Genomic DNA, 23,801 nt, shown 5'->3' on the forward strand with positions numbered 1-23,801 from the left:
ACTAGGTAGTAATTGCTCATTGATCGCCAATGTGCGCCCTCCGTAGACTCCAAGCTTGACCATATACGAGCATGTCTCGTTTTGTTTCGAGGTAAGGAGTGCCATGCGTTCGGCAGCCAAGATCGTCATCACCGCAACTCTGGCTGGAGGCCTGTTGGCGTCCTTTTTTCCGATGCCCTCCTCGTCTGCCGAAGGATTGATGGGCAGTGGCGCCGCCCGCTTGGTCAGTACCGCCACGGGCAACGACGCGAAGGCCACCGGTAACGCCACGGCGACCAATCCCGACACATCGGCCGATGGTCACTTCGTGGTATTCGAATCGTCAGCAACGAACTTGGTAACCGACGCCACCTCGACTTCGCAGATCTATCTTCGAGACACGATCACGAATGTGACCACGCTGGTCAGTAAGCAGCGTGGGACAATCGGGAACGGCAATTCCAGCGAACCGTCAATATCCGCCGACGGCCGTTATGTGGCGTTCGTGTCATCGTCGACCAACTTGGCTCCAGGAACCTCGGGCGCCAATCAAATCTTTGTCTGGGATCGCATAACTGCGGCATTGGTGCTGGCCAGCGCTACGGATGGCGGCTCGACGCCTGGCGATTCGTACAGCATCGAACCCGAGATTTCGGCCGACGGTACGACCGTAGCTTTCGCTAGTCGCGCTTCGAACCTAACCGCAGAGGCCACCATCGGGCTGCAGGTCTTCGTTCGCAATTTACGGAACAATTCGACGGAGCTAGTAAGTGTCGACCCCCTTTCACCCACACCGGCCGGGGCGATCTGCCCAGCGCATGGCCCTTCGACTTCCGAAGACGGCAACCTCGTGTCGTTTCTCTGCGCCGCACAGCTCACGGCTCTGAGCACCAGAGGTTCAGTTCAGGTATACGTCCGCAACCGACGGGCCGACACCACTACGCTAGTAAGCCTCAGCGTCGACAAGACTTCCGGAGTCGACGCCGACGTCGTCACAGCTCAGATGGCTGCAGGCGGGGATGCCGTCGGATACATCTCTTCCGCCCGAAATGCGACTGCCGACCCACTGGGTCCCGGGTCGCGCGCCTTTGTGTACGATCTGGCTGGCGGTGCCACCTCCATTGCCAGCCGCAACCAATGGAACGAGATAGTCGATGCCGCCGATCTCGCAATTGCGTCGAGTGGTGAACGGATAGCTTTTGTGTCGGTGCTCAGCGACATCACTGCGGGCACGTCCAGCGACGGGCCTCAGGTGTACGTTCGTGATTTGCAAGTGAACGACACCCTATTGGGTTCCCGATCTTGGACCGGTGGAGGGGGCTCGATCGCCACCGACACTCGCGGTGTCCCGATCTCACTCGCGGCTGACGGCGCGACCGTGGTCTTCTCAAAGCAAGCTCTGAACGTCGTAGAGGGCGTATTGCCTGCTAGCCCTCAGGTCTTCTCGGCGCCGCTCGATTTCGCGTCCGGTGTGGTGCGAGTCGGTGGGGCGAACAGATTCGAGGTATCTTCCGCAATCTCACGTGGGCTCTTCACAGAATCCAGCAATCTCCCGATTTACATAGCATCTGGTGAGCGCTATCCGGACGCCCTCTCAGCGATGACCGCCGCAGCGGCGGGTCAACGAGCTGTGAAGTCACCCCTCCTTCTCGTGCCCCACGACGGGGTTCCGGCGTCGGTGGCTGCCGAACTTCAGCGCTATCGTCCGAACGGCGTCACGATCATCGGCGGGTCCCTCGCTGTAGACGATACCGTGCTCGCAGAAATTGAGCGGTTGACGGGAAAACGTCCTGACCGAATCGACGGACCCGACCGATTTGCAGTCTCAGCGAAGACCTCCGCGAATACTTTTCCAACCGGATCGAAGGTCGCTTACGTCGCGTCGGGCGAGAACTATCCCGACGCGCTGGTGGCAGGTGCCGCCGCCGGGTTCGGGCGCGGGCCCGTACTGCTGACGCGGAAGGACGAGGTGCCGGCCGCGATCTCCGACGAGCTGGCGCGGCTGAAGCCCGACAAGATTGTGGTGCTCGGCGGCCCCGCTGCCGTATCCGACGACACGAAGGCGAAGCTCGACGCGATCGCTCCGACGACCCGGATCAGTGGGGCCGACCGGTTCGCTGTGGCCGCCAACACCTCGGCGGCGACCTTCGCCGAGCACACGCGGGTCGTCTACATCGCCTCGGGTGAGAACTTCCCCGACGCTCTCTCGTCCGGAGCCGCCGCAGCCGCCAACCGTGGGCCGGTGCTGCTGGTGCGAAAGGACGCGATACCGGCAGACATCGCGGCTGAATTGAAGCGCCTCGATCCGCGCAAGATCATCGTCGTCGGCGGCACCGCGGCGATCTCCGACAGCGTGGTGACTCAGCTCAACAGCTTCCTGCGAAAGGAGTAGAGGCGGTCAGGCGGGCGGGGCCAGGCCGAGGCGCGGGTAGAGGAGGCCGAAGCCGTAGGTGAGGCCGCCGCGGATGGCGTCCTGCACGTGGCCGGCGCCGGGGACGACGTAGTACGTCGTCTTCCACCCCGCCGCGGTGGCCGCCGCCGAGGCCGAGGCCGCCTCGGGCATGAAGGCCGGGTCGTTGCCGCCGACTGTGAAGACCGCGAAGGTGTCGGGGTAGGCGTGCGCCCCCGACGTCAGGATGCTCTCCGGCTTCTCCGCTTCGAAAGCCGTCGCGTCCCCGCCGAAGAGCGAGGCGATCACCTGGTCGGGCTGCTCCGAGCCGGGGTACTCCTCGCCCGAGATGTCGAAGACGTTGCCGAAGATCTCGGGGTACTTCGCGCCGTACTTGAACGCGCATCCGCCGCCGTTGGAGTAGCCCGCGATGGTCGTGTGGGCCGGATCCTTCAGGATGTTCAGGTTCGAGCGCGCCCAGGTCACGACGTCCTGCGTGATGAACGTCTCGGCGTTGCCGAGGGCCGCGGTGTCGGCGCAGACCGGGTCCTGGTTGGGGTCGCCGAGCTGGTCGGCGACGATGACGATCGGCGCCAGGCCGTCATGCGACGCGGCATAGCTGTCCAGCGCATCCGCCACGAAGTCGGTCTCGGGGTTGCCCGGCTGGCCCATCATCAGCAGCAGGAACGGCAGGGCCGGGGCGCCTTCGACGAGCGCGGCGGGCGGCAGGTAGATGCCGGCCGGTCGCGAGGTGAAGCCCGACGCGGTCGGCGGGATGACCTGGGTGCCCTGGGTGCCCACCGTCGGCATGCCCGCCGGTGGCTTCCAGGTCTCGTAGAGGGGCTTGCCCGCATCCGGGTCGTCGGTCGAGGTCGGCTGCGGCGAGTTCGTCGGGATGACGATCGGATGCTCGACCGTGATGCCGAACAGCGACGCCACCGTCGGGTTCAGCCCGAAGTAGGCGTTGACGCCGAGCGTGCCCGACGCCGCGAACAGCAGCACGCCCAGCACGGCGATGACCTTGCGCCACCACCGCGAGCGCCACAGATTCACCACCGCGACCCCGACGGCGGCGAAGGTCGCGACGGCGATCGCCTTCACCTGGATCGGCAGCGCGATGCCGAACGCGTCGGTGAGCTCGGCCCACGCGATCACGCCGAAGGCGACGAGCGCCCCGGCGAGCAGGCCGATCAGCACGGTGAGCAGCCAGCGGATGCCCGGCGGGCGCACGAGCAGGTAGACGAGCACGACGGCCGAGAGGGCGACCACCACCCAGATCAGAGGGCCGTCGATGATGGGCAGATCGAGCAGCGCGTCCACGGTCTACTCCCCCGCCGTCGGCGAGGAGAGCGACGAGCCGGCGCCTCCGGAGTCGCCGGACCGCGAGACGTGACGCTCCAGCCACGCGAGCAGGTCGCGCACCACCTCGTCGCGGTTGGTCTCATTCAGGATCTCGTGCCGTGCATCCGGATACACGTGCAGCTCGACGTCGCTCAGCTTCGACCGCTCGAGGTAGGCGTGCCGCAGCTTGGTGGCGCTGGCCCGCCCGCCGAGGATGTCGTCGTCGCCGACGATGATGAGCACGGGCACGTCCGCGACGAGGTGCCGCGCGGGTCGGCCGAACAGGCGCAGCCCGTCGGCGACGCCGAACAGCTTCAGCACCTCGGCGGGGAACATGAGCTCGTCGGAGGCGGCGCGCTGCTGCGCCTCGACGTCGCGGGAGAGCCACTCGAAGCCGTTGCCGGGGGCGCCGGGGCTGCCCTTCGCAGGGCGGTGCCGTCGGGTGAGGTCACCGCCGTCCATCGACCCGGGCATCCGGTATGCCGTGCCGACGAGCACGACGCCCGCGTAGTGCGCGAGCGCGGGGGTGTTCACGAGCATCTGCACCATCAGCGAGCCCCAGCTGTGACCGAGCAGCACGAGGGGCACCTCAGGATGCTCGCGCGCGACCTGCACGCCCAGCTGACGGATGTCGTCCACCGTCGCCCGCAGCCCGCCCGGCCCGAGCCGCCCCATCTTGGAGCGGTCGCCGCCGTGCTGGGCGAGGCCCGTGGCCCCGTGCCCGCGCTGGTCGGCAGCGTAGACGCTGTAGCCGGCCTCGTTCAGTTCGGCGGCCAGGGCGGCGTAGCGCAGGGCGTGCTCACCGAGGCCGTGGGAGATCTGCACGACGGCGCGGGGCTGCTCGACCGTCCACCCGTAGTAGGTGATCGCGATGCCCTGCTCGTCCTCGAACACGGCGGTGAAGTGCGCGCTCGGCGGCGGTTGCTCAGGCATACGTCATTGTGGCACGCGGGCAGCCGCGGCCACGGGGCACCGGCACCCCCCTAACGGAGCAGTCGAGCATCCGTCGCACCGTGACGAACCGAGAACCCGCGAAGTCACTCACGACTCGCGCGTGATCTCCACCTTCACGAAGAGCTGCGACCCGAACGGCCCCGCGTAGACCCCGCGCAACGGCGCGATGTCGTTGTAGTCGCGGCCCCGCCCGACGATGACGTGCCGCTCGCCGATGTCGATCAGGTTCGTCGGGTCGAAGCCGCGCCACTCCCCGCAGAACCACTCGACCCAGGCGTGCGACTCGCCGGTGACCGTCTCGCCGATCGCGGCGCCCGGCTTCGGGTGCAGGTAGCCCGAGACGTAGCGCGCCGGGATGCCGACCGAGCGCAGGGCGCCGATCGCGATGTGGGTGATGTCCTGGCAGACGCCGCGCTTGTCCTTCCACGACTCGCGCGCCGTCGACTGCACGCCCGTGACGCCCTGCACGTACTCGACCTGGCGGCCGATCTCGGTGCAGATCTCGAGCGCCGCGTCGCACGGCGAGGTGTGGGCCGCCGCGATCGACTCGGCGAGCTCGACGAGATCGGCGGCCGGCGCCGTGAGCTTCGTCTGCTTCGCCTGCTCGACGTAGGTGGTCGAGGTGGCGGCCTGCGACGCCAGCTCCGACCACTCGAGCGGATGAGCGGCGTGCGGCCGGTTGCGCACCTCCACGAGGCTGGTCGCCGTGAGCGAGAGCTCCTTGTGCGGCGTGAGCACCTCGAACGACGACACCCGTGTGCCCCAGTAGTCGATGTACCCGTGGTTGGAGGAGACGGGGGCGATCTCGAGCGAGGAGTGCAGCACGAACTGCGCCTCCGAGCTCACGGGCAGCATGCGCGCCTCGTTGTAGGAGGCCTGCACCTCGCCCTCGTAGCGGTACCCGGTGATGTGCCGGATGCGCAGCCGGTTCATGCGCTCTCTCCGATCCAGCTCGGGGCCGTGTTGGTGGGGAAGTAGCGCTGCCGGACGGCCTCGCTGGCGGCGCTCGTGGCGTCCTGCACGCTGTCCATGTGGCGCGGCAGCTCGTGCAGGATGTCGGTGATCGGGCGGTACTCCAGCTGCGAGCGGATCTGCCCGAGCAGCCGCTGCGCGCTGTCGGTGACGCCGAGCCGCTCGTTGCGGGGGCCGAGATCGCGCAGGCACTGTTCGGCACGCGACACCGAGTACAGGATGGAGCGGGGGAACAGGCGGTCCAGCAGCAGGAACTCGGCGGCGTTCCGCGCGCTGGGCACGCCCCGGTAGGTGCGGAGGTAGGCCTCGTAGGCGCCGCAGGAGCGGAGGATCGTCGTCCACGACGGGCCGCTCGCCTCGGTGAGGCTGCGGGTGGCGAGCAGGCGCGCGGTCATGTCGGCCCGCTCGATCGAGCGGCCGAGGGTGAAGAAGTGCCAGGCCTCGTCGCGGCTGGCGCTGGACTCCATGATGCCCACGGCGAGCGCCGATCGGTCGCGCACCCAGCCGAAGAACTCGTGCGTCTTCTCGCCGGCGATCTTGCGGGGCATGCGGGCGCGGGTGGTGTTCAGGCACTCCCAGAGCTCGGTCGAGACGATCTCGCGGGCCCGTCGGGCGTTCTCGCGGGCGGCGCCGAGGGAGTAGGCGATCGAGGCCGGATGCGTGCGGTCGACCGCGAGCAGCGCCAGCACGTCGGCGCGCGTGAGCGAGCGGTTGTCGTCGGGCACGTCGCTGCCCATCACCGACAGGAGCGAGCGGCAGGCGAGGTTCTCCTCGATCCACGGGTCCTCCAGGAGGAGCTGCAGGTGCACGTCGAGGATGCGCGCGGTGCCGTCGGAGCGCTCGATGTAGCGGCCGATCCAGAACAGGGACTCCGCGATGCGGGACAGCATGGCCATCACACGTCTCCCTTCGCTGCGGGGGCGGGATGCGCATCCGGTACGTGCTTGGTCTGCTGCTGCTGCTGCGACTGATCGCTGCGCGGCGCATCCTCGGGCGAGTGGTCGGGCGTGTGACCGTGCCCGATGATCGGGATGGCCTGGGTGTTCGCGGCCTGCTCGGCGACGAGGCCCTGGATGTCGTGGGCGTCGCGGGAGACGGAGGCGAGGGTCGAGAACGGGTCCTGGCCGACGACCCAGGTGTCCTTCGAGCCGCCGCCCTGCGAGCTGTTGACCACGAGCTGACCCTCGGGGAGGGCCACGCGGGTGAGACCGCCGGGCAGCACCCAGACGTCATTCCCGTCGTTGACCGCGAAGGGGCGGAGGTCGGCGTGGCGCGGACGCATGCCGTCCTCGACGAGGGTGGGGATGGTCGAGAGCTGAACGACGGGCTGCGCGATCCAGCCGCGCGGGTCGGCGATCAGCCGGTTGCGCAGGGTCTCGAGCTCCTTCGGTGAGGCGTCGGGGCCGATCACGAGGCCCTTGCCGCCCGAGCCGTCGACCGGCTTCACCACGAGCTCGTCGAGCCGGTCGAGCACCTCCTCGAGCGCGCCGGGGTCTTCGAGCCGCCAGGTGTCGACGTTCGGGATGATCGGCTTCTCGCCCAGGTAGTACTGGATGAGGTCGGGGAGGTAGGTGTAGACGAGCTTGTCGTCGGCCACGCCGTTGCCGACCGCGTTCGCGATGGTGACGTTTCCGAGGCGGGCCGCGAGCAGCAGGCCGGGGCTGCCGAGCATCGAGTCGGCACGGAACTGCAGCGGGTCTATGAACTCGTCGTCGACCCGTCGGTAGATCACGTCGACGCGGGTGGGGCCGGCGGTCGTGCGCATCCAGACCCGGCCGCCCGAGCAGAACAGGTCGCGGCCCTCGACGAGCTCGACACCCATCAGGCGGGCCAGCAGGGTGTGCTCGAAGTAGGCCGAGTTGTAGACGCCGGGGGTGAGCACGACGACCGTGGGGTCGTCGACACCGGCAGGGGCGGATGCGCGCAGGGCCTGCAGGAGCTTGTTCGGGTAGTCGCCCACCGGTCGCACCCGCATGCTGACGAACAGCTCGGGCAGGGTCTGCGCCATCACCCGGCGGTTCGAGATGACGTAGGAGACGCCGCTCGGCACGCGCACGTTGTCCTCGAGCACGCGCCAGGCGCCCTTCTCGTCGCGGATCAGGTCGATGCCCGAGACCTGGATGCGCACGTTGTTCGGCGACACGATGCCCGCGGCCTCGCGGTGGAAGTGGTTGCTGGAGCTGATCAGCGCCGCGGGGATGACCCCGTCGCGTACGGCGGCCTGCGAGCCGTAGATGTCGGCGAGGAAGGCCTCGAGCGCCTTGACCCGCTGCTTCACACCGGCTTCGACGTCGACCCACTCGCTCTGCTCGATCACGCGCGGCACGGCGTCGAGCGGGAACGGCCGCTCCTCGCCGGCGAAGTCGAAGGTCACGCCCTGGGCGAGGTAGGAGCTGGCCAGCGCGTCGGTGCGGCCGCGCAGCTCCTCCTGCGTCATGCGGGCGAGGGCGGTGTAGATGTCTTTGTAGGCGGCGCGCGCCTCGACGCCGTCCTGCGACTTGGGCTCGGGGAACATCTCGTCCCACGGGCTCGCCCCGGCACGCCGGGATCGCGTGAGCAGAGTGGCACCGTAGCCGTCGAACAGGTCAACCATGCGGTGAGCCTACTGCTCGGGTGTTGCGCGGGTGTTTCGCGATCGGGCAGGATGAACTATCCTCACAACATGCGTATGAGCCTTCGTCATCTTCTTCCCGCCGCGGCGGGCACCGCGCTCGTGCTGGCCGCCCTGCTGGCCGCGCCCACCGCGGCCCACGCCGCCGCGCCCCGCACGATCGTGCTCAGCCCGACCGGCAGCGACTCCCCCTCCCCCAGCGCGAACCTCGGGCAGATGCAGATCGACGCCTCGGTCGGTCGCGGCTACGTCATCGATCTTCCGTCGGAGGACCTGCTGGTCTACGACATCAGTGGAGCGGCTCCGCGCTACCTCACCCGCATCGGGCTGGGGTCGGCACCGGCGGAGGCGGCTGTCGACGAAGGCACCCACCAGGTCTACGTCTCCGACCGGGTCGACAACACCGTGCTCCAGATCGACGGCCATCCGGCGTCCCCGACGGCGAACACCATCGTCGACACGCTCCTGACCACCGGGTCCGGCGGGGCCGGACTGGCGGTCGACGCCGGCTCGAAGCTGCTCTACGTCGCCAACACGATCTCGAGCGACCTGAGCGTGATCGATCTGTCGACCCACGGAGTCGCGCGCATCCCGCTCCCCGGCGCACCGAGCGACGTCGTGACCCTGGCCGGGTCGAACAAGGCCTGGGTGACGAGTGAGGCGGCCTCGACGCTGACGCTCATCGACGCCCGATCGCCGCGTTCGTCGGTCGTGCTCGGCGGCACGCCCCTCAGCCTCGGGATCGGTGCCGGCGGAATCTCGATCGGCACGCGGGCCGGTGCGGGGCCGTTCGACTACCGGGTCGAGATGTACGACACCCTCCTCGCGCTGACCCACACCTCGGCGTCCCTCGACTCGAAGGCGACCTCCTTCGCGAGCGATGCCACCATCTACTCGCTCTTCATCACCACCGAGACGGGGCAGCTGCACTCGCTGCGTCTCGACACCCTGGTGGAGCAGGGCGACCCGATGACGATGCCGAAGGCGTCGTCGGTCGCGGTCGACGACAGCACGCGCCGGGTGATCACCACCACGAGCGCGCTCACGGGTGGCACCGTCACGAGCTACGACGTGACGGCGAGCCCGCTCATCGTGTCGCCCTCGAGCTACGGTGCCGGGGTGGGGATGAGCTTCACCGCGGCGGTCATCGCCGTGGGCCGGCCCACCGCCGTGACGTTCTCGCTGGCGAGCGGCACCCTGCCGCCCGGCGTCGCGCTCGACCCCAGCGGCATCCTGAACGGCGTGCCGACGACCGCCGGCACCTATCGCTTCACCGTGGCCGCCTCGAACGGGCTGGCACCGGCCGCCGAGTCGACGCTGGAGATCGTCGTCGCGCCGTCGGGGCCGACCGCGCCGACGATCACGACGGCGACGGTGCCGAACGGAACGGTCGGCAAGGTCTACCCCGACACGACGTTCATCGCGAGCGGCAGCCCCGAGCCCGTCTTCTCCGTGGCGAGCGGCACCCTTCCGCCCGGGCTGTCCTTCGACGAGCGCCGGGCCCACCTCTACGGCACCCCCACCAAGGCCGGGAGCTACGACTTCACCATGAAGGCCGAGAACGCCTCGGGTGTCGACACCCAGAGCTACACGATCGTGATCGCGGCCGACCCGGCGTCGATTCCTCACATCACCTCCGACCCGCCGGTCGACGGGCGCGTCGGCGACCGCTACCCGACCTTCACGATCACCGCGACCGGCACTCCCGTTCCGGAGCTCTCGGTGTCGTCGGGCGCTCTTCCGCCCGGACTGTCGTTCGACGAGCGGCGGCGCGAGATCTCGGGCATCCCGACGAAGGCCGGCAGCTACTCCTTCACCATCACGGCCGACAACGGGATCGCGAAGGACAGCAAGGAGTACCGGATGACGATCGCCGCAGCGGTCACGCCGACGCCCACGCCGACGCCCACCGCGACGCCGACGCCGACGCCGACGCCGACGACCGTGCCCAAGGCCGGCGACGGCCCCGGGCCGGGCGCAGCGGGCGCGTCCAGGGTGAGCGGCCCCGGCGCTCCCGGCAGCGGCGTGCTCGCGAGCACGGGCGGCGCCACTGAGTTCGCCCCGCTCGTCGCGGGTGCGGCGGGTCTGGTGGGCCTCGGTGCCGCGGCCGCCGGCACCACCGCCGCCTGGCGCCGCCGCGCATCCTGAGCGCCGTCGCCCACCCCGCCGGCCCCTCGCCCGCCCGCCCGAGCAGCGCGGGGCCGGCGGGCCGGGGGTTAACCCCCGCGGGAAGTGGGCGGGCCGCCCCATCGTGCCGCCCTTGACCCCCGCCCTAACGTGGGGATGTGCGAAAGAGACTGCTGTTCCTGTGGGCCGCTGCGGCCGATCTGGCCATCGACGGCGTGCTGGGGGTGACCTGGCTGACGATCATGCTCAGCCTGCTCGCGACCGGCGTGAGCGCGGTGCCCGCGTTCGGCATCGGCATCGGGCTGCTGTGGCTGACGGTGCAGCTGGGGCGGGGCATCCGCTTCGTCGAGAGGCGCCGCGCCGAGGCGCTGTACGGCGTCGTCATCGTGCCGCCGCCGGTACGCCCCGCCGCCACCACGTTCGGCGGCTGGCTGGCGGGCACGTTCGTCGAGAGTTTCGGCGCGACCCTGTGGAAGGGCATCCTGCACCACCTCACGACCGCCGTGCTGGGCCTGCTGTTCCTCACCCTGATCAGCGGTTCGATCGACCTCGTCGGCGACCTCGCCGCCGGGCGCCTCGGCGAAACGGCGTCGAACCCGGCGCTCGTCGCTCTCGCCGCCGTGCTCGCCGCGGCCGTGCTGGTGGCCTACACGGCCGGTGCGGGCCTGCTCGACCGGCAGCTGAGCGTCGCCCTGCTCGGCGCGAGCGCCAAGGCCGCCCTCGAGCAGCGCGTCGACCGGCTGCAGGATGCGCGGCAGGGCGCCGTCGACTCCGCCCAGGCCGAGCGGCAGCGCATCGAGCGCGACCTGCACGACGGGGTGCAGCCCCGCCTGGTCTCGGTCGCGATGACCCTCGGACTCGCCCGCTCCAAGTTCGCCGACGACCCCGAGGGCGCGAAGGCGCTGCTCGACGAGGCGCACCGCGAGACCAAGGAGTCGATCACCGAGCTGCGGCACCTCGCCCGCGGCATCCACCCGGCGGTGCTCACCGATCGCGGTCTCGACGCGGCCCTCTCGGCCGTCGCCTCCCACTGCACCGTGCCCACCAGCGTGCGGGTCGACCTGCCCCAGCGCCCCTCGAAGGAGACCGAGGCCGTGCTCTACTTCGCCGTCTCCGAGGCCCTGGCCAACGCGAGCAAGCACTCGCGGGCATCCGGATGCTCGGTCAGCGTCACCGCGACGCCCACCGCCGTGCGCGCCGTCGTGTTCGACAACGGCGTCGGCGGGGCCGCCCTCGGGCGCGGCGGCGGCACCGGACTCTCGGGCATGGCCGACCGCGTGCGCGCGGCCGGCGGCACCCTGACCGTGGACAGCCCCACCGGCGGTCCGACCGTTCTCACCGTGGAGGTACCGTGCGCATTCTGATCGCCGAGGACCACGTGCTGCTGCGCGCCGGTCTCGAACGCCTGCTCGCCGACGCCGGGCACGAGGTGCTGCCGTCGGCCGCGACCGCTGAGGAGCTCATCCGCAGCGTCGACGCCGACCGCCCCGACCTCGCCGTCGTCGACGTGCGGATGCCGCCGAGCTTCACCGACGAGGGCATCCGCGCGGCGGTGCTGCTGCGCTCCCGCCCCGGCGGCCCGAAGCTGCCCGTGCTCGTGCTCTCGCAGTACGTCGAGGAGCGCTACGCCGCCGAACTGATCGCGGGCGACTCGGCCGGCCTCGGCTACCTCCTGAAGGACCGCGTGGCCGAGGTCGACGACTTCCTCGCCGCGGTCGAGACCGTGGGCGCCGGCGGCACCGTGCTCGACCCCGAGGTGGTGGCGCAGATCGTCATCCGCTCCCGGCGCTCCCGCGAGCTCGACACCCTCACCGTCCGCGAGCGCGAGGCGCTGCAGCTGATGGCCGAGGGCCGCTCGAACAGCAGCATCGCCGAGCGGATGCACATCACCCCCGGCGCGGTCGAGAAGTTCATCTCGGCCATCTTCGGCAAGCTCGGCCTGCCCGCCGAGGACAGCGGCAACCGCCGTGTCCTCGCCGTGCTCAAGTACCTCGGCGCGGACGCGCGCTGACTCCCATCCACCCCCTGCGAAAGAAGGAATCATGAGCGTCCAGACCCCCACCCTGCCTCCGATGACCGGCGGCTCCTCCCCCGCCCCGGGGCCGACCCCGCCGCCGCGCGACCGCTCGCTGCGCATCGCCCTGCTCACCATCGGCTCGGCGCTCGTGGTCCTGCTCGTCGGCGTCGGCATCCTGCAGCTCGTGCAGTCGGCGGCGGACGCGAACCGCGGCGACGGTTCGGGCAGCTACTCGGCGGCCGGCTCCTTCGACACCCTCGAGGTCGACGTGAGTGCGGCCGCAGTCACGGTGGCCTACGCCGACGTCGCCGAGCCGCGCTTCGACTTCGACTCGGGCGGCTCGTCGCTGCGCTTCGACCAGCGGATGCTCGGCGACACCCTGCGCGTCACCGTCGGCGATCGCGGCTGGTGGCCGATCCGCTTCTTCGACTTCTCGTCGCTCGGCGATGCCACGCTCGCGGTGACCCTGCCGCGCGGCGCCGAGCCGCTCGGTCTCGACGTGGACTCCTCGGCCGGCACGGTGCGGGTGGACGGCGACTTCGCCGACCTGTCGCTCGAGAGCTCGGCCGGTGACGTCGAGCTGACCGGCTCGGCCGACTCCCTGAACCTGGAGACCTCGGCCGGCCGCATCACGGCCAAGGACATCGACGTGTCAGGGCCGGTGGTCACCGAGAGCTCGGCCGGTGACACCGACCTCTCCTTCGCGACCCTTCCGTCGTCGATCTCGGTCGACAGCTCGGCCGGCTCGGTGGCGGTCGCACTTCCCGACGGCAAATACGAGATCCGCACCGACACCTCGCTCGGCACCGTTCAGCTCGGGGTGCCTAGCACTCCGGGGGCCGACCGTGTGTACTCATTCGAGACCAGCGCGGGCGACCTCGTGCTGACGCCGGCGCCGTAGCGACGGGGACCGGCGGCCGGCCCTAGCGGCCGGCCGTCGACTCGCGCACGACGAGCTCGGGCTGGAAGGCGATGTGCCGGTACTCGCCCCGGCCCGGGTTCTCGATCTCGGCCAGCAGCAGCTCGGCGGCCGCCCGGCCCATCTCGCGGGCCGGCTGGCGGATCGACGACAGCGGGATCGCCGCGTTCGCTGCGAACGAGATGTCGTCGTAGCCGATCAGGGCGATGTCGTCGGGCACCCGCACCCCCGCATGGGTGAGGGCCTGAAGCAGTCCGATCGCGATCAGGTCGTTCGCGGCGAAGACGGCGTCGGGGCGATCGGCGGCGGGCAGGGCGAGCAGCTGCTCCCCCGCCGCGCGGCCGGCTTCGGCACGCATGGTGTCGAGCTCGAGCATCCGGATGCGCCCCGCATCGCGCTCGAGCACCGCCTGCTGCGCCCCGCGTGCGCGCTGGGAGACCTGCAGGATCTCGGGCGGCCCGCCGACGAACGCGAGGTTGCGCCGGCCGAGGTCGAGCAGGTGGCCCGCCGCGAGTTCGCCGCCGCGCAGGTCGTCGACCGAGACCGAGCTGAAGCTCTGCGCGTTGTCGTGCCGGTCGACGAGCACGACGGGCGAGCCCCGCTCGCGCAGCCGCTCGAGTCGGCGCTGCACCTGCCCGACCGGCGTGATCAGCAGCCCCGAGACGCGCTGCTCCTCGAACAGGTCGAGGTAGGCGAGCTCGCGGGTGGTCGACTCGCCGCTGTTGCCGAGGATGAGCGGCCGGCCGTGCTCGCCGAGCAGGTCTTCCGCGCCGCGCTCGACGTCGGCGAAGAACGGGTTCGAGACGTCGAGCACCATCATGCCCACCGTGCGGCTCTGCCCCACCCGCAGCTGGCGGGCGGCGTCGTTCCGCACGAAGCCGAGCTTCTCGATCGCGTCGACGACCCGCTTGGCGGTGTCGGCCGCGACGGGCTTGGACTGGTTGAGCACGTTCGAGACGGTGCCCACCGACACTCCGGCGAGGGCCGCGACGTCGCGCACGTTGGCCGTGGTCATGCACACCTCGTGGGGTTCGGCGCCGTCGTCCCGGCGATGGGTAGAACGTTTCACGAGAGTAGCGCAGGGCGTGCGCTGGCGCATCGGCCCGATCGATGGTTATATCGTTTCAACACACTCGACGACGAGGGGATGCACGATCATGACGGCCGAGACGATGGAACGCGTCTGCTTCCAGCTGCAGGTGAAGCCCGAGCGCATCCCCGAGTACACCGAGCGCCACCGCGCGATCTGGCCCGATATGGCGGCCGCCCTGAAGGCGACCGGGTGGAACAACTACTCGCTGTTCCTCCGCAACGACGGGCTGCTGATCGGCTACTTCGAGACGCCGTCGCTCGCCGAGGCGCAGGCCGGCATGGCCGCCACCGAGGTGAACGCGCGCTGGCAGGCCGAGATGGGCGAGTTCTTCGTGGCGCTCGACGGGGCGCCCGACACCGGCTTCCTCCGGCTGACCGAGGTCTTCCATCTCGAGGATCAACTCGCGTAAGCTTCCTCCGGGTAGTGAATCGTTTCACCCACCACTCACCGCTTCATCGACGACAGCAAGGACGAATTCCCATGGTGCAGTTCAGCGACATCGCCTCCGAGCTCGAACGCCAGGCGATCGAGCTCCCCTCCTGGGCCTTCGGCAACTCGGGCACCCGCTTCAAGGTGTTCGGAACGCCCGGCACCCCGCGCACTCCCGAGGAGAAGATCGCGGACGCCGCCCAGGTCAACCGCTACACCGGGCTCGCCCCGAAGGTGGCGCTGCACATCCCCTGGGACAAGGTCTCCGACTACTCGGCCCTCCGCTCCTACGCGAACGACCTCGGCGTCGAGCTCGGCACGATCAACTCGAACACCTTCCAGGACGAGGCCTACAAGTTCGGCTCGCTCACCTCGAGCGACCCGGCCACCCGCCAGAAGGCGATCGACCACCACCTCGAGTGCATCGAGATCATGCACCTCACCGGCTCGCAGGACCTCAAGATCTGGCTCGCCGACGGCACGAACTACCCGGGGCAGGGCGACATCCGCTCGCGTCAGGACCTGCTGGCCGCCTCGCTCGAGACCATCTACGGCGCGCTCGGCGAGGAGCAGCGGCTCGTGCTCGAGTACAAGTTCTTCGAGCCGGCTTTCTACCACACGGATGTTCCCGACTGGGGCACCTCGTACGCCCACGTCGCGACGCTCGGCGACCGCGCGTTCGTGTGCCTCGACACCGGCCACCACGCGCCCGGCACGAACATCGAGTTCATCGTCGCGCAGCTGCTGCGGCTTGGGAAGCTCGGCTCGTTCGACTTCAACTCGCGCTTCTACGCCGACGACGACCTGATCGTGGGCGCGGCGGATCCGTTCCAGCTGTTCCGCATCCTCTACGAGGTCGTGCGCGGCGGCGGCTACGACGTCGACTCCCCCGTGGCCTTCATGCTCGACCAGTGCCACAACGTCGAGGAGAAGATCGTGGGCCAGATGCGCTCGGTGCTGAACGTGCAGGAGATGACGGCGCGCGCGCTGCTCGTCGACCGGGCGGCGCTGCTCGAGGCGCAGAACGCGAACGACGTGCTGGGGGCGAACGCCATCCTGATGGACGCGTTCTACACCGACGTGCGCCCCTCCCTCGCCGCCTGGCGCGAGTCCCGCGGCCTCGCGGGTGACCCGATCGCGGCCTTCAAGGCCTCGGGCTACCAGGAGCGCATCGTCGCCGAGCGCGTCGGCGGCGCCCAGGCCAGCTGGGGCGCCTAGCCCCGGTCCTCCGCGGCGCTCCGGCGCCGCACCCGCGGTCGCTTCGGCGCCCGCGCCCCCGAGCGGCGGCCCGGGTCTCCGGTGGTGGGAGACCCGGGCCGCTTTCGTGTCTCCTCACGATCGAGCCGTCACGAACCGCCCCCTGAAGGCCCGGAGAGGGCGTTCTGAGACGGTTCGATCGGAGCGGGCGCGGGCGCGGGGCGGCGAGGCCGTAGGGTCGGAGGGTGACGGACGAGGGGGGCGCGGCGGGGACGCGGGGGCGGACCGCCGTCGGGGCCGCGACGCAGCTCGGCACCGAGGTGAGCATCAACCTGGGGTCGGCGCTCGCGGGGCTCGTCATCCCCGTGGTGGGCGCGTTCGTCGTGGTGGCCGCGCGGCAGCTCGTGATGGCGGCCGTCGTGCTGCCGTTCTACCGGCCGAAGCGCGCCGGGCTGAGCTGGGCGCGGCTGTGGCCCGCTCTCGCCCTCGGCGTCGCCCTCGCGGTGATGAACGTCTCGTTCTACCAGTCGGTTCACCTTCTCGGCCTCGGCATCGCGGCGACGATCGAGTTCCTCGGGCCACTGACGCTCGCTCTGGTGACGAGCCGGCGGCTGCTCGACGTCGTCTGCGCGGTGGCCGCGGGTATCGGCGTGGTGATGCTGACGGGCCTCGACGGCACGATCGACGGCTGGGGCGTGCTGCTGGCGCTGACGGCGGCGGCGGCCTGGGCCGCGTACATCGTGCTGACGCGGCGGGTGGCCGTCGGCCTCCCGGGTCTGGAGGGGCTGAGCGTGGCGGGCATCGTCAGCCTCGTGCTCCTGCTGCCGTTCGCAATCGCCACGTTCGACCCGGCGGCGTTCGACTGGAACGTCGTCGCCCTACTGGTCGGGGTGGGCATCCTGTCGTCGGCCCTGCCCTACAGCCTCGACACGTTCATCCTGCGCCGGCTCACCCCGCGGCTCTACGCGATCATCACCGCGTTCGGCCCCGTGGTGGCGGCGGTGTTCGGCTGGCTCATCCTGAACGAGCGGTTCACCGTGCTGGAGGTGATCGCGATCACGATCGTCTGCGTCGCGGCGGGGACGGCGATCGCGACGCAGCGCGACCGCCCCCGCCCGCCGCTCGAGCGCGTGGCCGAGATCACCCCCTAGCGCGCGACGTCTAACTCAGAACCCGATCGACGGGTCGATGAACTCGTTCGTCACGATCGTCTCCGGCGCCACGTCGGGCGCGGTCGTCGCCCCCTGCTTCTCGAACAGCGGCGTCGTGATGTCGATGATCTCCTGCACCCGGTCGAGGTCGAAGTTGCCGACCGTGTCGTCGTCGCCGTTGCCCACGAGCCCGAGCGAGACCTGCGTCGCCGCCGAGTAGTCCGCCACGCCCTGGGTGTAGACCCACCCGTTGTCGAACTCGTCGACCGCCTTCAGGATGAGCGCGTTCGTCGCCGTCGGGTCGGCGTAGTAGTCGACCGTCGCCTGCTGGATCACCGGCACCAGCTTCGTCAGGCACGGCGAGAGCGACTCGAGGTCGCCGCTCCGCACCGAGAGCGCCGAGGCGTAGATCGGGTAGCCCGCGTCGTGGATCAGCTGGTACGCCACCGGCTTCCGCCAGTCCTCGAGCTCGTTCTCGTAGACGTAGGGCTCCACCGTGGCGAAGCCCTGCTGCGCGTCGGCGCCGTCGGCCGCCACGAAGCTCGCGGGCGTGCCGTCGTAGCCCCCGTCGACGTTATCCAGCGGCAGGATGCCCGACCCGGTCAGGTAGTCCATGTACGTCGCCCCGCCGAAGTACCGCACCACCGCATCCGTCTTGCCGAGCTCGGCGATGGTCTTCACGTCGGGGTAAGTCGCCGGATCCCACATGATGATCTGCGGCCCGACCTCGAACGGCGCGAAGACCGCCGTGGTGGGCATGTCGGCCGAGAGCTGCACGGCCTCGTCGGTGTTGGCGTAGCCGAGCGTGATGCTCGGGTCGGAGTACTGCTGGCTGGTCACGCTCTGGAAGCCGATCGCCGGGCCGCCCGAGCGCACCTCGACGTCGACGCCGGTGTACTCGCCCGAGGCGAACAGGGGGCCCGAGACCGACTTGGCCCCGGCGTCGACGCGGGCATCCGGGCCGATCAGCTGGTAGAGGTCGCCCTGCTCGGCCTCGGGGTTCCAGTCGGTCTGGATCACGACCGTCGCGGGGCAGTCGGCCGAGAGGTCGATCGATCCGATGGTGAACGAGGGGTCGGGGCTCGCCGAGTCGGTTCCGGATGCGGTGGCCGAGCAGGCGGTCAGTGCGGCCACCGAGACGACGAGCGCGCCGGCGGCGAGGGCGGTGCGGGCGGTTCTGGTGGGGCGGGTGGTGCGGATGCGGGACATGGGTTCTCCTGGGGGTGGGTGGAGCGCGAGGTGGAGCAGGGAGCGGAGGGGTCAGAGCTCGTCGACCGGGGTCGACGTCGCGGCGCCGCCGACCGTGAAGCGGTCGCGGGTGGTCGTGTAGAAGCTGGCGCCGAACCGCGCGACGGGCGCGTAGCCGGCGAGCCGCACCCGCCAGGTCTCGGTGTCGATCAGGTCGTCGCGGGTGTGCAGCGAGACGATCCGCCCGAAGAACACCTCGCGGCTCGCGGTCTCGAGCTTCTCGTGCAGCACGCACTCGAGCGCGACCGGGGCGGCCTGGATGGTCGGCGGCGCTACCACGAGCGACGGCGTCGTGGCGAGCCCCACCGCGGTCAGCTCGCTCACGCCGTGCGGCAGGTTCTCGCCGCAGCGGTCCGCGGCCTCGGTGAGCGGCTCGTCGACGAGGTGCACGACGAACTCCCCGCTCGCGTCGATGTTGCGCGCGGTGTCGCGGCGGCCGGTGGGGCTCGTGCGATTCAGGCTCAGCATCACGAGCGGGGGCTCCTCGCCGATCATCCCGAACATGCTGAAGGGGGCGGCGTTCACCACCCCGCCCGCGTCGACCGTGGTGACGAGGGCGATCGGGCGCGGCACGATCAGGCTCGCCATCAGCTTGTAGCGCTCGTACTCGCCGAGCACCGTGAAGTCGACGTCAGGCACGGTGCGCCGCCGCCCACCAGGCGAGCAGCACGTCGCGCAGGGCGTCGCCGGCCGAGGTGTAGAGGTCGCGCCGCCAGAGCCGCTCGAGCAGCTCGGCCGAGACATCCGAGAGCACGACGGGCACCGGCTCGTAGCGGATCGGCGTGTTCACGAACGCCGGCACGTAGGCCGGGTCGCGCGCCAGCGCCCGCTCGGTGCGGATGACCGGCTGCCGGAACTGCGCCACCGTGCGCTGCGTGTCGTAGGCCTTCAGCTCGGGCACGGCGGCGAGGTCGGCGGCCGAGGCCCGCCAGCGCGTGACCCGCACCGGCTTGATCGCGAAGTTGCTCGTCTTCATCACGTCGGCACCGCAGATGTTCGGCACCGCGAGCACGTCCATCACCGCGAGCAGCTCGACGTGGTCGCCCGGCTTCGACGACTGGTGGTGGATGGCGGGCATCCCCTCGTCGACCGTCGTGCTCATGAACAGGTTGAAGGAGTCGTGCACGTCGTCGGGGGTGAGCCCGTACTCACGCTGCGCCTCGGCCTGGATGTCGGCGCAGTTGGTGTGCACTGCGAAGCCGTAGGCCGTCTCGTAGAGGTTGGCGCTGCAGCGCGGGAACACCACGTCGTTGACGTGCACCGTGTCGGTGAGGATGAACATCATCGCCCGCTCGCGCGGTGGCGACGACCAGAGGAAGTCGCCCGGCCCGGGGTTGATGCCGTGCAGCGTGCGGGTGCGGCCGGTGTGGAAGAACTCGCGGTAGTCGTGCAGGTTGAACACGTTGAAGTCGACGCACTGGGCTCCGTCGAGCTGCTCGACGCGCAGCAGCTCGCCGGCCCGCACCTCGACCGCCTTGCCGGTTCCGGGCTCGAGCACGAACTCCTCGAGCAGCTCGCGCTCGTCGGTGACCGGATGCGCGATCCGGCTCGTCCAGTCGTCGACCCGCCCCGACACGGCCGGCACCGGCAGCGGCGCGATCGCGTCGTCGGCGCTCTCGCGCAGCGCCCGTGCCACCAGGCCGGACAGGTCGTCGGCCTCCCCGGCGGAGAGGCTGCGGTCGAGCAGCTCGCGCTGCTGCTGATTGAGGCTGAGCTCGAGGCGGGTGAGGAGATCGGTCATGACTTCAGTATGCGGTACTTAGCGTTTCGGTATACGTAAACTCTGTGTTTCGTGCACGTTACGCCCGGGGCACGCCTCCTCCCGCCGTATACTCGCTGCATGCCCCGTGCCGAGAACGCCTATGCCGCTCTGCGCGAGGCGATCATGGAGAACGCCCTGAAGCCCGGGACGAAGCTGCCCGAGAGCGACCTCGGCGAGCACTTCGGGGTCAGCCGCACGCTCATCCGCGCCGCCCTCGCACGGCTGGCCGGCGAGGGTCTGGTCGACATCGGCAAGACCAAGTCGGCGACGGTCGCGCAGCCGAGCCGGGAAGAGGCGCTCGACGCCTTCGAGGTGCGCCGCGCCTTGGAGCGGGAGGTGGTGCGACTCGTCGCCCTGCGCTGGAGCGACGAGGGCGAGCGCATCCTGAGCACGCAGATCGACCAGGAGCGGCTCGCCGCCGACGAGGGCGACCACAAGCGCTCGGTGCGGCTCGGGGCGGAGTTCCACATGCTGCTCGCGGGGCTGACGGGCAACGCACTGCTGCGCCGCTACCTCGAGGAGGTGGTGGGGCGCACGACGCTGATCCTCGCGGTGTACGGGCAGGCGCATCCGCAGCACGACAGCCTCGCCGAGCACGTGGCCCTCGTCGACGCACTGCGGGCGGGCGACGGCGACGAGGCCCAGCGGCTGGTCGACGGGCACATCGCCGCGGTCGAGCAGCGGGCCCTCACGCAGGACGCCGCCGAGCCCGACGACCTCGCGGGCATCCTGAGCCGTTTCACCCAGCGCTGACGCCGTGACCGACCCCGGCCGCCTCAGGCGCGGGTCGCCGAGAGCCGCAGCCGCCAGCTGACCAGGGCCAGGTCGAGGGCCAAACGGCGCTCGCGGTCGTCGAGGTCGAGACCGCCGAGCAGTGTCTCGATGCGCTCGAGCCGGCCGTAGAGGGTCTGCCGCCTGATGCCGAGCGCCTCGGCCGTGCGGGTCTTCGAGAGGCCGGCGGCGAGGAACGCGTCGAGGGTCATCACGAGCCCGGCGCCGGTGCGGGCATCGTGCTCGAGCAGCGGCCCGAGCTGTCCGGCCACGAATCCCTCCAGCGCCTCGTCGTCGACGAGCGAGACGAGCAGCTGGTAGAGCGCGAAGTCCGCGGCGAGCACCACGACGGCCGAGGGCGTCAGCCGCGCGGCCAGCCGGGCGGTCTCGCGCGCGCTCGGGAAGGCGCTGACGAGGGCCGGCACGTCGTCGACGGGCGGGCCGGCGCTCACCAGCACGCCGCCGCCGACGGTCGACCGCAGCTCGCGGCCGAGGTCGTCGGCGAAGCGGGCGAGCACGCTGCGCAGCTCGCGGGGCCGCAGCAGGGCACCGATCAGCACGTCACCCTCGTGCTCGGCGACGAGCGCGGCGCCGAGCAGGCGACCGGCCACGGCCCGGGCGGCGATCAGCACGTCGGCCGCACTCGCGCCGGCCGACCGGGCGCGCACGCAGAGGGCGACCGCGACCTGCCCCGGGCGGATGCGCAGACCGACCCCGATGGCCCGCGCCACCAGCTCCTCGGTCGACACGTAGCGGCCGGTGACCATGTCGCGGAGGAGCTCGGCCCCCGCCTGGCGCCGGCTCACCGGCGCCTCCCCCGAGCGGGCGACCTCGAGCGCGACGAGCGGAGCCGCCACGCCGAGCACGAGCCGCATCTGCTGCTGCACCGAGTCGGGGCCGTCGCCCTCCGCGGCCGACGCCGTCTCGCGGAGCACGAGCCGCCCCCAGGCCTCACCGCCGACGAGCACGGGTGCCTCCACCTCGACCGCGGCCCGGTCATCCGCCTCGGCCGGGTCGACGCCGGCCACCAGCTCACCGGCCGCCGAGTGCAGCGATGCCGCGAACCCCGACCCGGTGCTGATCGCACCGACGAACGCCACGAGTCCGCGATCGTCGCCGAGCGCCAGGGTGAGGCGCTCCTGGAGGCGCGCCGCGAAGCGCAGGCCGGTCAGCTCCCCGCCGAGGATCCGCGCGTGCGCGACCTCCGTCACCTCGATGAACGGTACGACCCCGTGCAGCAGCACGAGGGGCAGTCCGGCGCGCTCCGCCTCGTCGACGATCTCGGGCGGCACCGTCGGGAACGTGCGGCCGAGTTCGAAGAGCAGGGCGGCCACGCCCACGCGGGCGAGGTCGGCGATGTAGCTCCGCCGGGCATCAGCCGACACGGCGACGAGCCCGAGGCCGGTCGTCAGCAGCACCTCGCCGCCTCGGAGCAGCGGGGCGATCTCGAAGATCTCCGAGGTGTGCACCCAGCGCACCGGCCGCCGACCGAAGCCCTCGCCCCCGGCCGCCACCTCGGGCCGGGCGCGCACCACGGCGGGCAGCGCCATCAACTCGGCGACGGTGAAGATCATGCGACCACCGTACAGACCGTCCAGTGTTTACGGCGTCGAAATAACGGTCTGTCCCTGGAGCGCGACGAGCGGATGCCCGTAACCTCGGGTGAATCCTGCACCACCCGGCACCGACGACCCCCTTGAGAGGCACCCGATGACTCGCGGCCCCAGCACCCGAACCACCGGTCCCACCCCCGGATCCGCCGACCGCACCGCCCGCGGACGGCGCCGCCGTTCAGCGACCGGCTTCGCCGCACTCGGTCTCGCCGCCGCCCTGATCGTCGGCCTCAGCGGCTGCGGCGGCGCCACCGGTGACGAGCCGGCCGGCGACGCGGCCACCGCCGATTCCGGCCTCCCGCTGGTGTTCGGCGCGTTCGCGACCCCGCTCGAGGAGCCGTGGGACGGCGCGATCCACGCCGCGCTCGAGAGTGCAGCCGAGGACGGGCTGATCGAGTACCAGCACGTCGACAACCTCGCCACGGCCGACGAGATGGAGAGCGGCCTGCGCGACATCATCGCCAACCAGGAGCCCGACATCATCATCGGCGACGCCTTCGCCGCCGAGGACGCGGTGCGCGCCGTGGCCGCCGACTTCCCCGACATCGCCTTCGCGTTCGGCTCGGGCGGCGAGGAGCAGGCACCGAACTTCAGCGTCTTCGACAACTGGATGCAGGACCCGGCCTACCTCGCCGGCATGATGGCCGGCGGCCTCACGAAGAGCGGCACCATCGGCGTCGTGGCGGCCATGCCGATCCCCGAGGTCAACCGGATCGTGAACGGCTTCATCGCGGGCGCCCAGGAGACCAACCCCTCGGCGACCGTGACGGTCTCGTTCATCAACTCTTTCTTCGACCCGGCCACCGCGAAGCAGGCCGCCGAGGCCGCGATCGCCGGAGGCGCCGACGTGCTCTTCGCCGAGCGGGCCGGGGTGATCGCGGCCGCGTCCGAGAACAGCCTCCCGGTGTTCGGCATGATGGTCGACCAGCAGTCCGAGGCGCCCGAGTACGTCGTGTCCTCGCTGCTCTGGGACATGCGTCCCACCGTCGAGGCCGTCGTCTCCGCCGTCGAGGACGGCAGCTACGAGGCCGCGAACCTCGGCGAGTACTCCTTCATGGTGAACGGCGGCAGCGCGCTCGCGCCCGTCAACACCGGCACGGCCTTCGAGATCCCGTCCACGCTCACCACGGCGGTCGAGGCCCGGCAGGCCGAGATCCTCGACGGGAGCTTCGAGACCCCGATCGACGAAGAGGCGCCCGCGGGCTCCACCACCGTCGGGGAGTAGCTC

20 protein-coding genes are annotated in these 23,801 nt (G+C 70.7%); 10 read left to right on the forward strand and 10 right to left on the reverse strand.

Annotation, left to right across the window (positions count from 1 at the left end; all coding sequences use genetic code 11):
• Positions 1-55 precede the first annotated feature (55 nt).
• Positions 56-2,371: a cell wall-binding repeat-containing protein gene (locus tag HQQ85_RS07665; protein ID WP_173181952.1), complete on the forward strand. Its 2,316-nt coding sequence runs from the start codon at positions 56-58 to the stop codon at positions 2,369-2,371.
• Positions 2,372-2,377: 6 nt separating this feature from the next.
• Here the strand turns inward: HQQ85_RS07665 and HQQ85_RS07670 are convergent, their stop codons facing one another.
• The 5 genes from HQQ85_RS07670 to HQQ85_RS07690 form a co-directional block, all read right to left on the reverse strand.
• Positions 2,378-3,688, reverse strand: coding sequence for an alpha/beta hydrolase-fold protein (locus HQQ85_RS07670; RefSeq protein WP_173181953.1), 1,311 nt, complete (start codon positions 3,686-3,688; stop codon positions 2,378-2,380).
• Positions 3,689-3,691: 3 nt separating this feature from the next.
• Positions 3,692-4,642 (reverse strand): alpha/beta fold hydrolase, encoded by a 951-nt coding sequence (locus HQQ85_RS07675; protein ID WP_173181954.1) that lies wholly within the window; start codon positions 4,640-4,642, stop codon positions 3,692-3,694.
• Between the two features lie 108 nt (positions 4,643-4,750).
• Positions 4,751-5,596: a transglutaminase family protein gene (locus tag HQQ85_RS07680; protein ID WP_173181955.1), complete on the reverse strand. Its 846-nt coding sequence runs from the start codon at positions 5,594-5,596 to the stop codon at positions 4,751-4,753.
• On the reverse strand, positions 5,593-6,525 hold the full coding sequence (locus HQQ85_RS07685; protein ID WP_173182862.1) for an alpha-E domain-containing protein: 933 nt from the start codon (positions 6,523-6,525) through the stop codon (positions 5,593-5,595). The genes HQQ85_RS07680 and HQQ85_RS07685 overlap by 4 nt, the downstream gene beginning before the upstream one ends.
• Positions 6,526-6,530: 5 nt before the next feature.
• The gene (locus tag HQQ85_RS07690) at positions 6,531-8,228 is read right to left on the reverse strand and encodes a circularly permuted type 2 ATP-grasp protein (RefSeq protein WP_173181956.1); all 1,698 of its coding nucleotides are present in this window, start codon (positions 8,226-8,228) and stop codon (positions 6,531-6,533) included.
• A gap of 69 nt (positions 8,229-8,297) precedes the next feature.
• Here HQQ85_RS07690 and HQQ85_RS07695 point away from each other — a divergent pair, with 69 nt between their 5' ends.
• The 4 genes from HQQ85_RS07695 to HQQ85_RS07710 all read left to right on the forward strand — a co-directional run bounded on the left by HQQ85_RS07695 (position 8,298) and on the right by HQQ85_RS07710 (position 13,291).
• Positions 8,298-10,394 (forward strand): YncE family protein, encoded by a 2,097-nt coding sequence (locus HQQ85_RS07695; RefSeq protein ID WP_173181957.1) that lies wholly within the window; start codon positions 8,298-8,300, stop codon positions 10,392-10,394.
• A 137-nt stretch (positions 10,395-10,531) separates the two neighbouring features.
• Positions 10,532-11,737: a histidine kinase gene (locus HQQ85_RS07700; RefSeq protein ID WP_173181958.1), complete on the forward strand. Its 1,206-nt coding sequence runs from the start codon at positions 10,532-10,534 to the stop codon at positions 11,735-11,737.
• A complete protein-coding gene (locus HQQ85_RS07705) occupies positions 11,725-12,384 on the forward strand; it encodes a response regulator transcription factor (RefSeq protein ID WP_173181959.1) in 660 nt (219 codons plus the stop codon). Before HQQ85_RS07700 ends, HQQ85_RS07705 begins: the two co-directional genes overlap by 13 nt.
• Before the next feature lie 31 nt (positions 12,385-12,415).
• A complete protein-coding gene (locus HQQ85_RS07710) occupies positions 12,416-13,291 on the forward strand; it encodes a DUF4097 family beta strand repeat-containing protein (protein WP_173181960.1) in 876 nt (291 codons plus the stop codon).
• 22 nt (positions 13,292-13,313) lie between these two features.
• Here the strand turns inward: HQQ85_RS07710 and HQQ85_RS07715 are convergent, their stop codons facing one another.
• Positions 13,314-14,324, reverse strand: coding sequence for a LacI family DNA-binding transcriptional regulator (locus tag HQQ85_RS07715; RefSeq protein ID WP_173181961.1), 1,011 nt, complete (start codon positions 14,322-14,324; stop codon positions 13,314-13,316).
• Positions 14,325-14,466: 142 nt separating this feature from the next.
• Between HQQ85_RS07715 and HQQ85_RS07720 the strand changes: the two genes are divergently transcribed.
• From HQQ85_RS07720 to HQQ85_RS07730, 3 genes are all read left to right on the forward strand, one after another.
• The gene (locus tag HQQ85_RS07720) at positions 14,467-14,811 is read left to right on the forward strand and encodes an L-rhamnose mutarotase (RefSeq protein ID WP_254069292.1); all 345 of its coding nucleotides are present in this window, start codon (positions 14,467-14,469) and stop codon (positions 14,809-14,811) included.
• Positions 14,812-14,882: 71 nt separating this feature from the next.
• A complete protein-coding gene (gene rhaI / locus HQQ85_RS07725) occupies positions 14,883-16,049 on the forward strand; it encodes an L-rhamnose isomerase (RefSeq protein WP_173181962.1) in 1,167 nt (388 codons plus the stop codon).
• A 224-nt stretch (positions 16,050-16,273) separates the two neighbouring features.
• Complete coding sequence (locus HQQ85_RS07730; protein ID WP_173181963.1) at positions 16,274-17,179, forward strand: EamA family transporter; 906 nt, start codon at positions 16,274-16,276, stop codon at positions 17,177-17,179.
• 15 nt (positions 17,180-17,194) lie between these two features.
• Here HQQ85_RS07730 and HQQ85_RS07735 read toward each other — a convergent pair whose 3' ends face one another.
• From HQQ85_RS07735 to HQQ85_RS07745, 3 genes are read right to left on the reverse strand one after another with little or no spacing between them, the layout of a single operon-like run.
• The gene (locus tag HQQ85_RS07735; RefSeq protein ID WP_173181964.1) at positions 17,195-18,388 is read right to left on the reverse strand and encodes an ABC transporter substrate-binding protein; all 1,194 of its coding nucleotides are present in this window, start codon (positions 18,386-18,388) and stop codon (positions 17,195-17,197) included.
• 51 nt (positions 18,389-18,439) lie between these two features.
• Complete coding sequence (locus HQQ85_RS07740) at positions 18,440-19,066, reverse strand: flavin reductase family protein (RefSeq protein WP_216851584.1); 627 nt, start codon at positions 19,064-19,066, stop codon at positions 18,440-18,442.
• Positions 19,059-20,168, reverse strand: a complete 1,110-nt coding sequence (locus HQQ85_RS07745; RefSeq protein WP_173181966.1) for a DUF1989 domain-containing protein — start codon at positions 20,166-20,168, stop codon at positions 19,059-19,061. Before HQQ85_RS07745 ends, HQQ85_RS07740 begins: the two co-directional genes overlap by 8 nt.
• A 99-nt stretch (positions 20,169-20,267) precedes the next feature.
• On the opposite strand from HQQ85_RS07745, the gene HQQ85_RS07750 reads away from it, so the two are divergent.
• Positions 20,268-20,942 (forward strand): GntR family transcriptional regulator, encoded by a 675-nt coding sequence (locus HQQ85_RS07750; RefSeq protein ID WP_173181967.1) that lies wholly within the window; start codon positions 20,268-20,270, stop codon positions 20,940-20,942.
• 23 nt (positions 20,943-20,965) lie between these two features.
• Here the strand turns inward: HQQ85_RS07750 and HQQ85_RS07755 are convergent, their stop codons facing one another.
• Positions 20,966-22,534 (reverse strand): PucR family transcriptional regulator, encoded by a 1,569-nt coding sequence (locus HQQ85_RS07755; RefSeq protein ID WP_173181968.1) that lies wholly within the window; start codon positions 22,532-22,534, stop codon positions 20,966-20,968.
• 136 nt (positions 22,535-22,670) lie between these two features.
• On the opposite strand from HQQ85_RS07755, the gene HQQ85_RS07760 reads away from it, so the two are divergent.
• The gene (locus HQQ85_RS07760) at positions 22,671-23,798 is read left to right on the forward strand and encodes a BMP family protein (RefSeq protein ID WP_173181969.1); all 1,128 of its coding nucleotides are present in this window, start codon (positions 22,671-22,673) and stop codon (positions 23,796-23,798) included.
• Positions 23,799-23,801: the final 3 nt, after the last annotated feature.

Source organism: Herbiconiux sp. VKM Ac-2851, from assembly GCF_013205105.1.
Lineage (GTDB): Bacteria > Actinomycetota > Actinomycetes > Actinomycetales > Microbacteriaceae > Herbiconiux > Herbiconiux flava.

What these genes read in the sequence shown, in the direction of transcription:
- HQQ85_RS07750 (WP_173181967.1), top strand. Translation starts at nt 20,268, where the DNA reads ATGCCCCGTGCCGAGAACGCCTATGCCGCTCTGCGCGAGGCGATCATG.
- HQQ85_RS07760 (WP_173181969.1), top strand. Translation starts at nt 22,671, where the DNA reads ATGACTCGCGGCCCCAGCACCCGAACCACCGGTCCCACCCCCGGATCC.
- HQQ85_RS07685 (WP_173182862.1), bottom strand. Translation starts at nt 6,525, where the DNA reads ATGCTGTCCCGCATCGCGGAGTCCCTGTTCTGGATCGGCCGCTACATC.
- HQQ85_RS07690 (WP_173181956.1), bottom strand. Translation starts at nt 8,228, where the DNA reads ATGGTTGACCTGTTCGACGGCTACGGTGCCACTCTGCTCACGCGATCC.
- HQQ85_RS07715 (WP_173181961.1), bottom strand. Translation starts at nt 14,324, where the DNA reads ATGACCACGGCCAACGTGCGCGACGTCGCGGCCCTCGCCGGAGTGTCG.
- HQQ85_RS07695 (WP_173181957.1), top strand. Translation starts at nt 8,298, where the DNA reads ATGCGTATGAGCCTTCGTCATCTTCTTCCCGCCGCGGCGGGCACCGCG.
- HQQ85_RS07675 (WP_173181954.1), bottom strand. Translation starts at nt 4,642, where the DNA reads ATGCCTGAGCAACCGCCGCCGAGCGCGCACTTCACCGCCGTGTTCGAG.
- HQQ85_RS07720 (WP_254069292.1), top strand. Translation starts at nt 14,467, where the DNA reads ATGACGGCCGAGACGATGGAACGCGTCTGCTTCCAGCTGCAGGTGAAG.
- rhaI (WP_173181962.1), top strand. Translation starts at nt 14,883, where the DNA reads ATGGTGCAGTTCAGCGACATCGCCTCCGAGCTCGAACGCCAGGCGATC.
- HQQ85_RS07680 (WP_173181955.1), bottom strand. Translation starts at nt 5,596, where the DNA reads ATGAACCGGCTGCGCATCCGGCACATCACCGGGTACCGCTACGAGGGC.
- HQQ85_RS07735 (WP_173181964.1), bottom strand. Translation starts at nt 18,388, where the DNA reads ATGTCCCGCATCCGCACCACCCGCCCCACCAGAACCGCCCGCACCGCC.
- HQQ85_RS07745 (WP_173181966.1), bottom strand. Translation starts at nt 20,168, where the DNA reads ATGACCGATCTCCTCACCCGCCTCGAGCTCAGCCTCAATCAGCAGCAG.
- HQQ85_RS07710 (WP_173181960.1), top strand. Translation starts at nt 12,416, where the DNA reads ATGAGCGTCCAGACCCCCACCCTGCCTCCGATGACCGGCGGCTCCTCC.
- HQQ85_RS07755 (WP_173181968.1), bottom strand. Translation starts at nt 22,534, where the DNA reads ATGATCTTCACCGTCGCCGAGTTGATGGCGCTGCCCGCCGTGGTGCGC.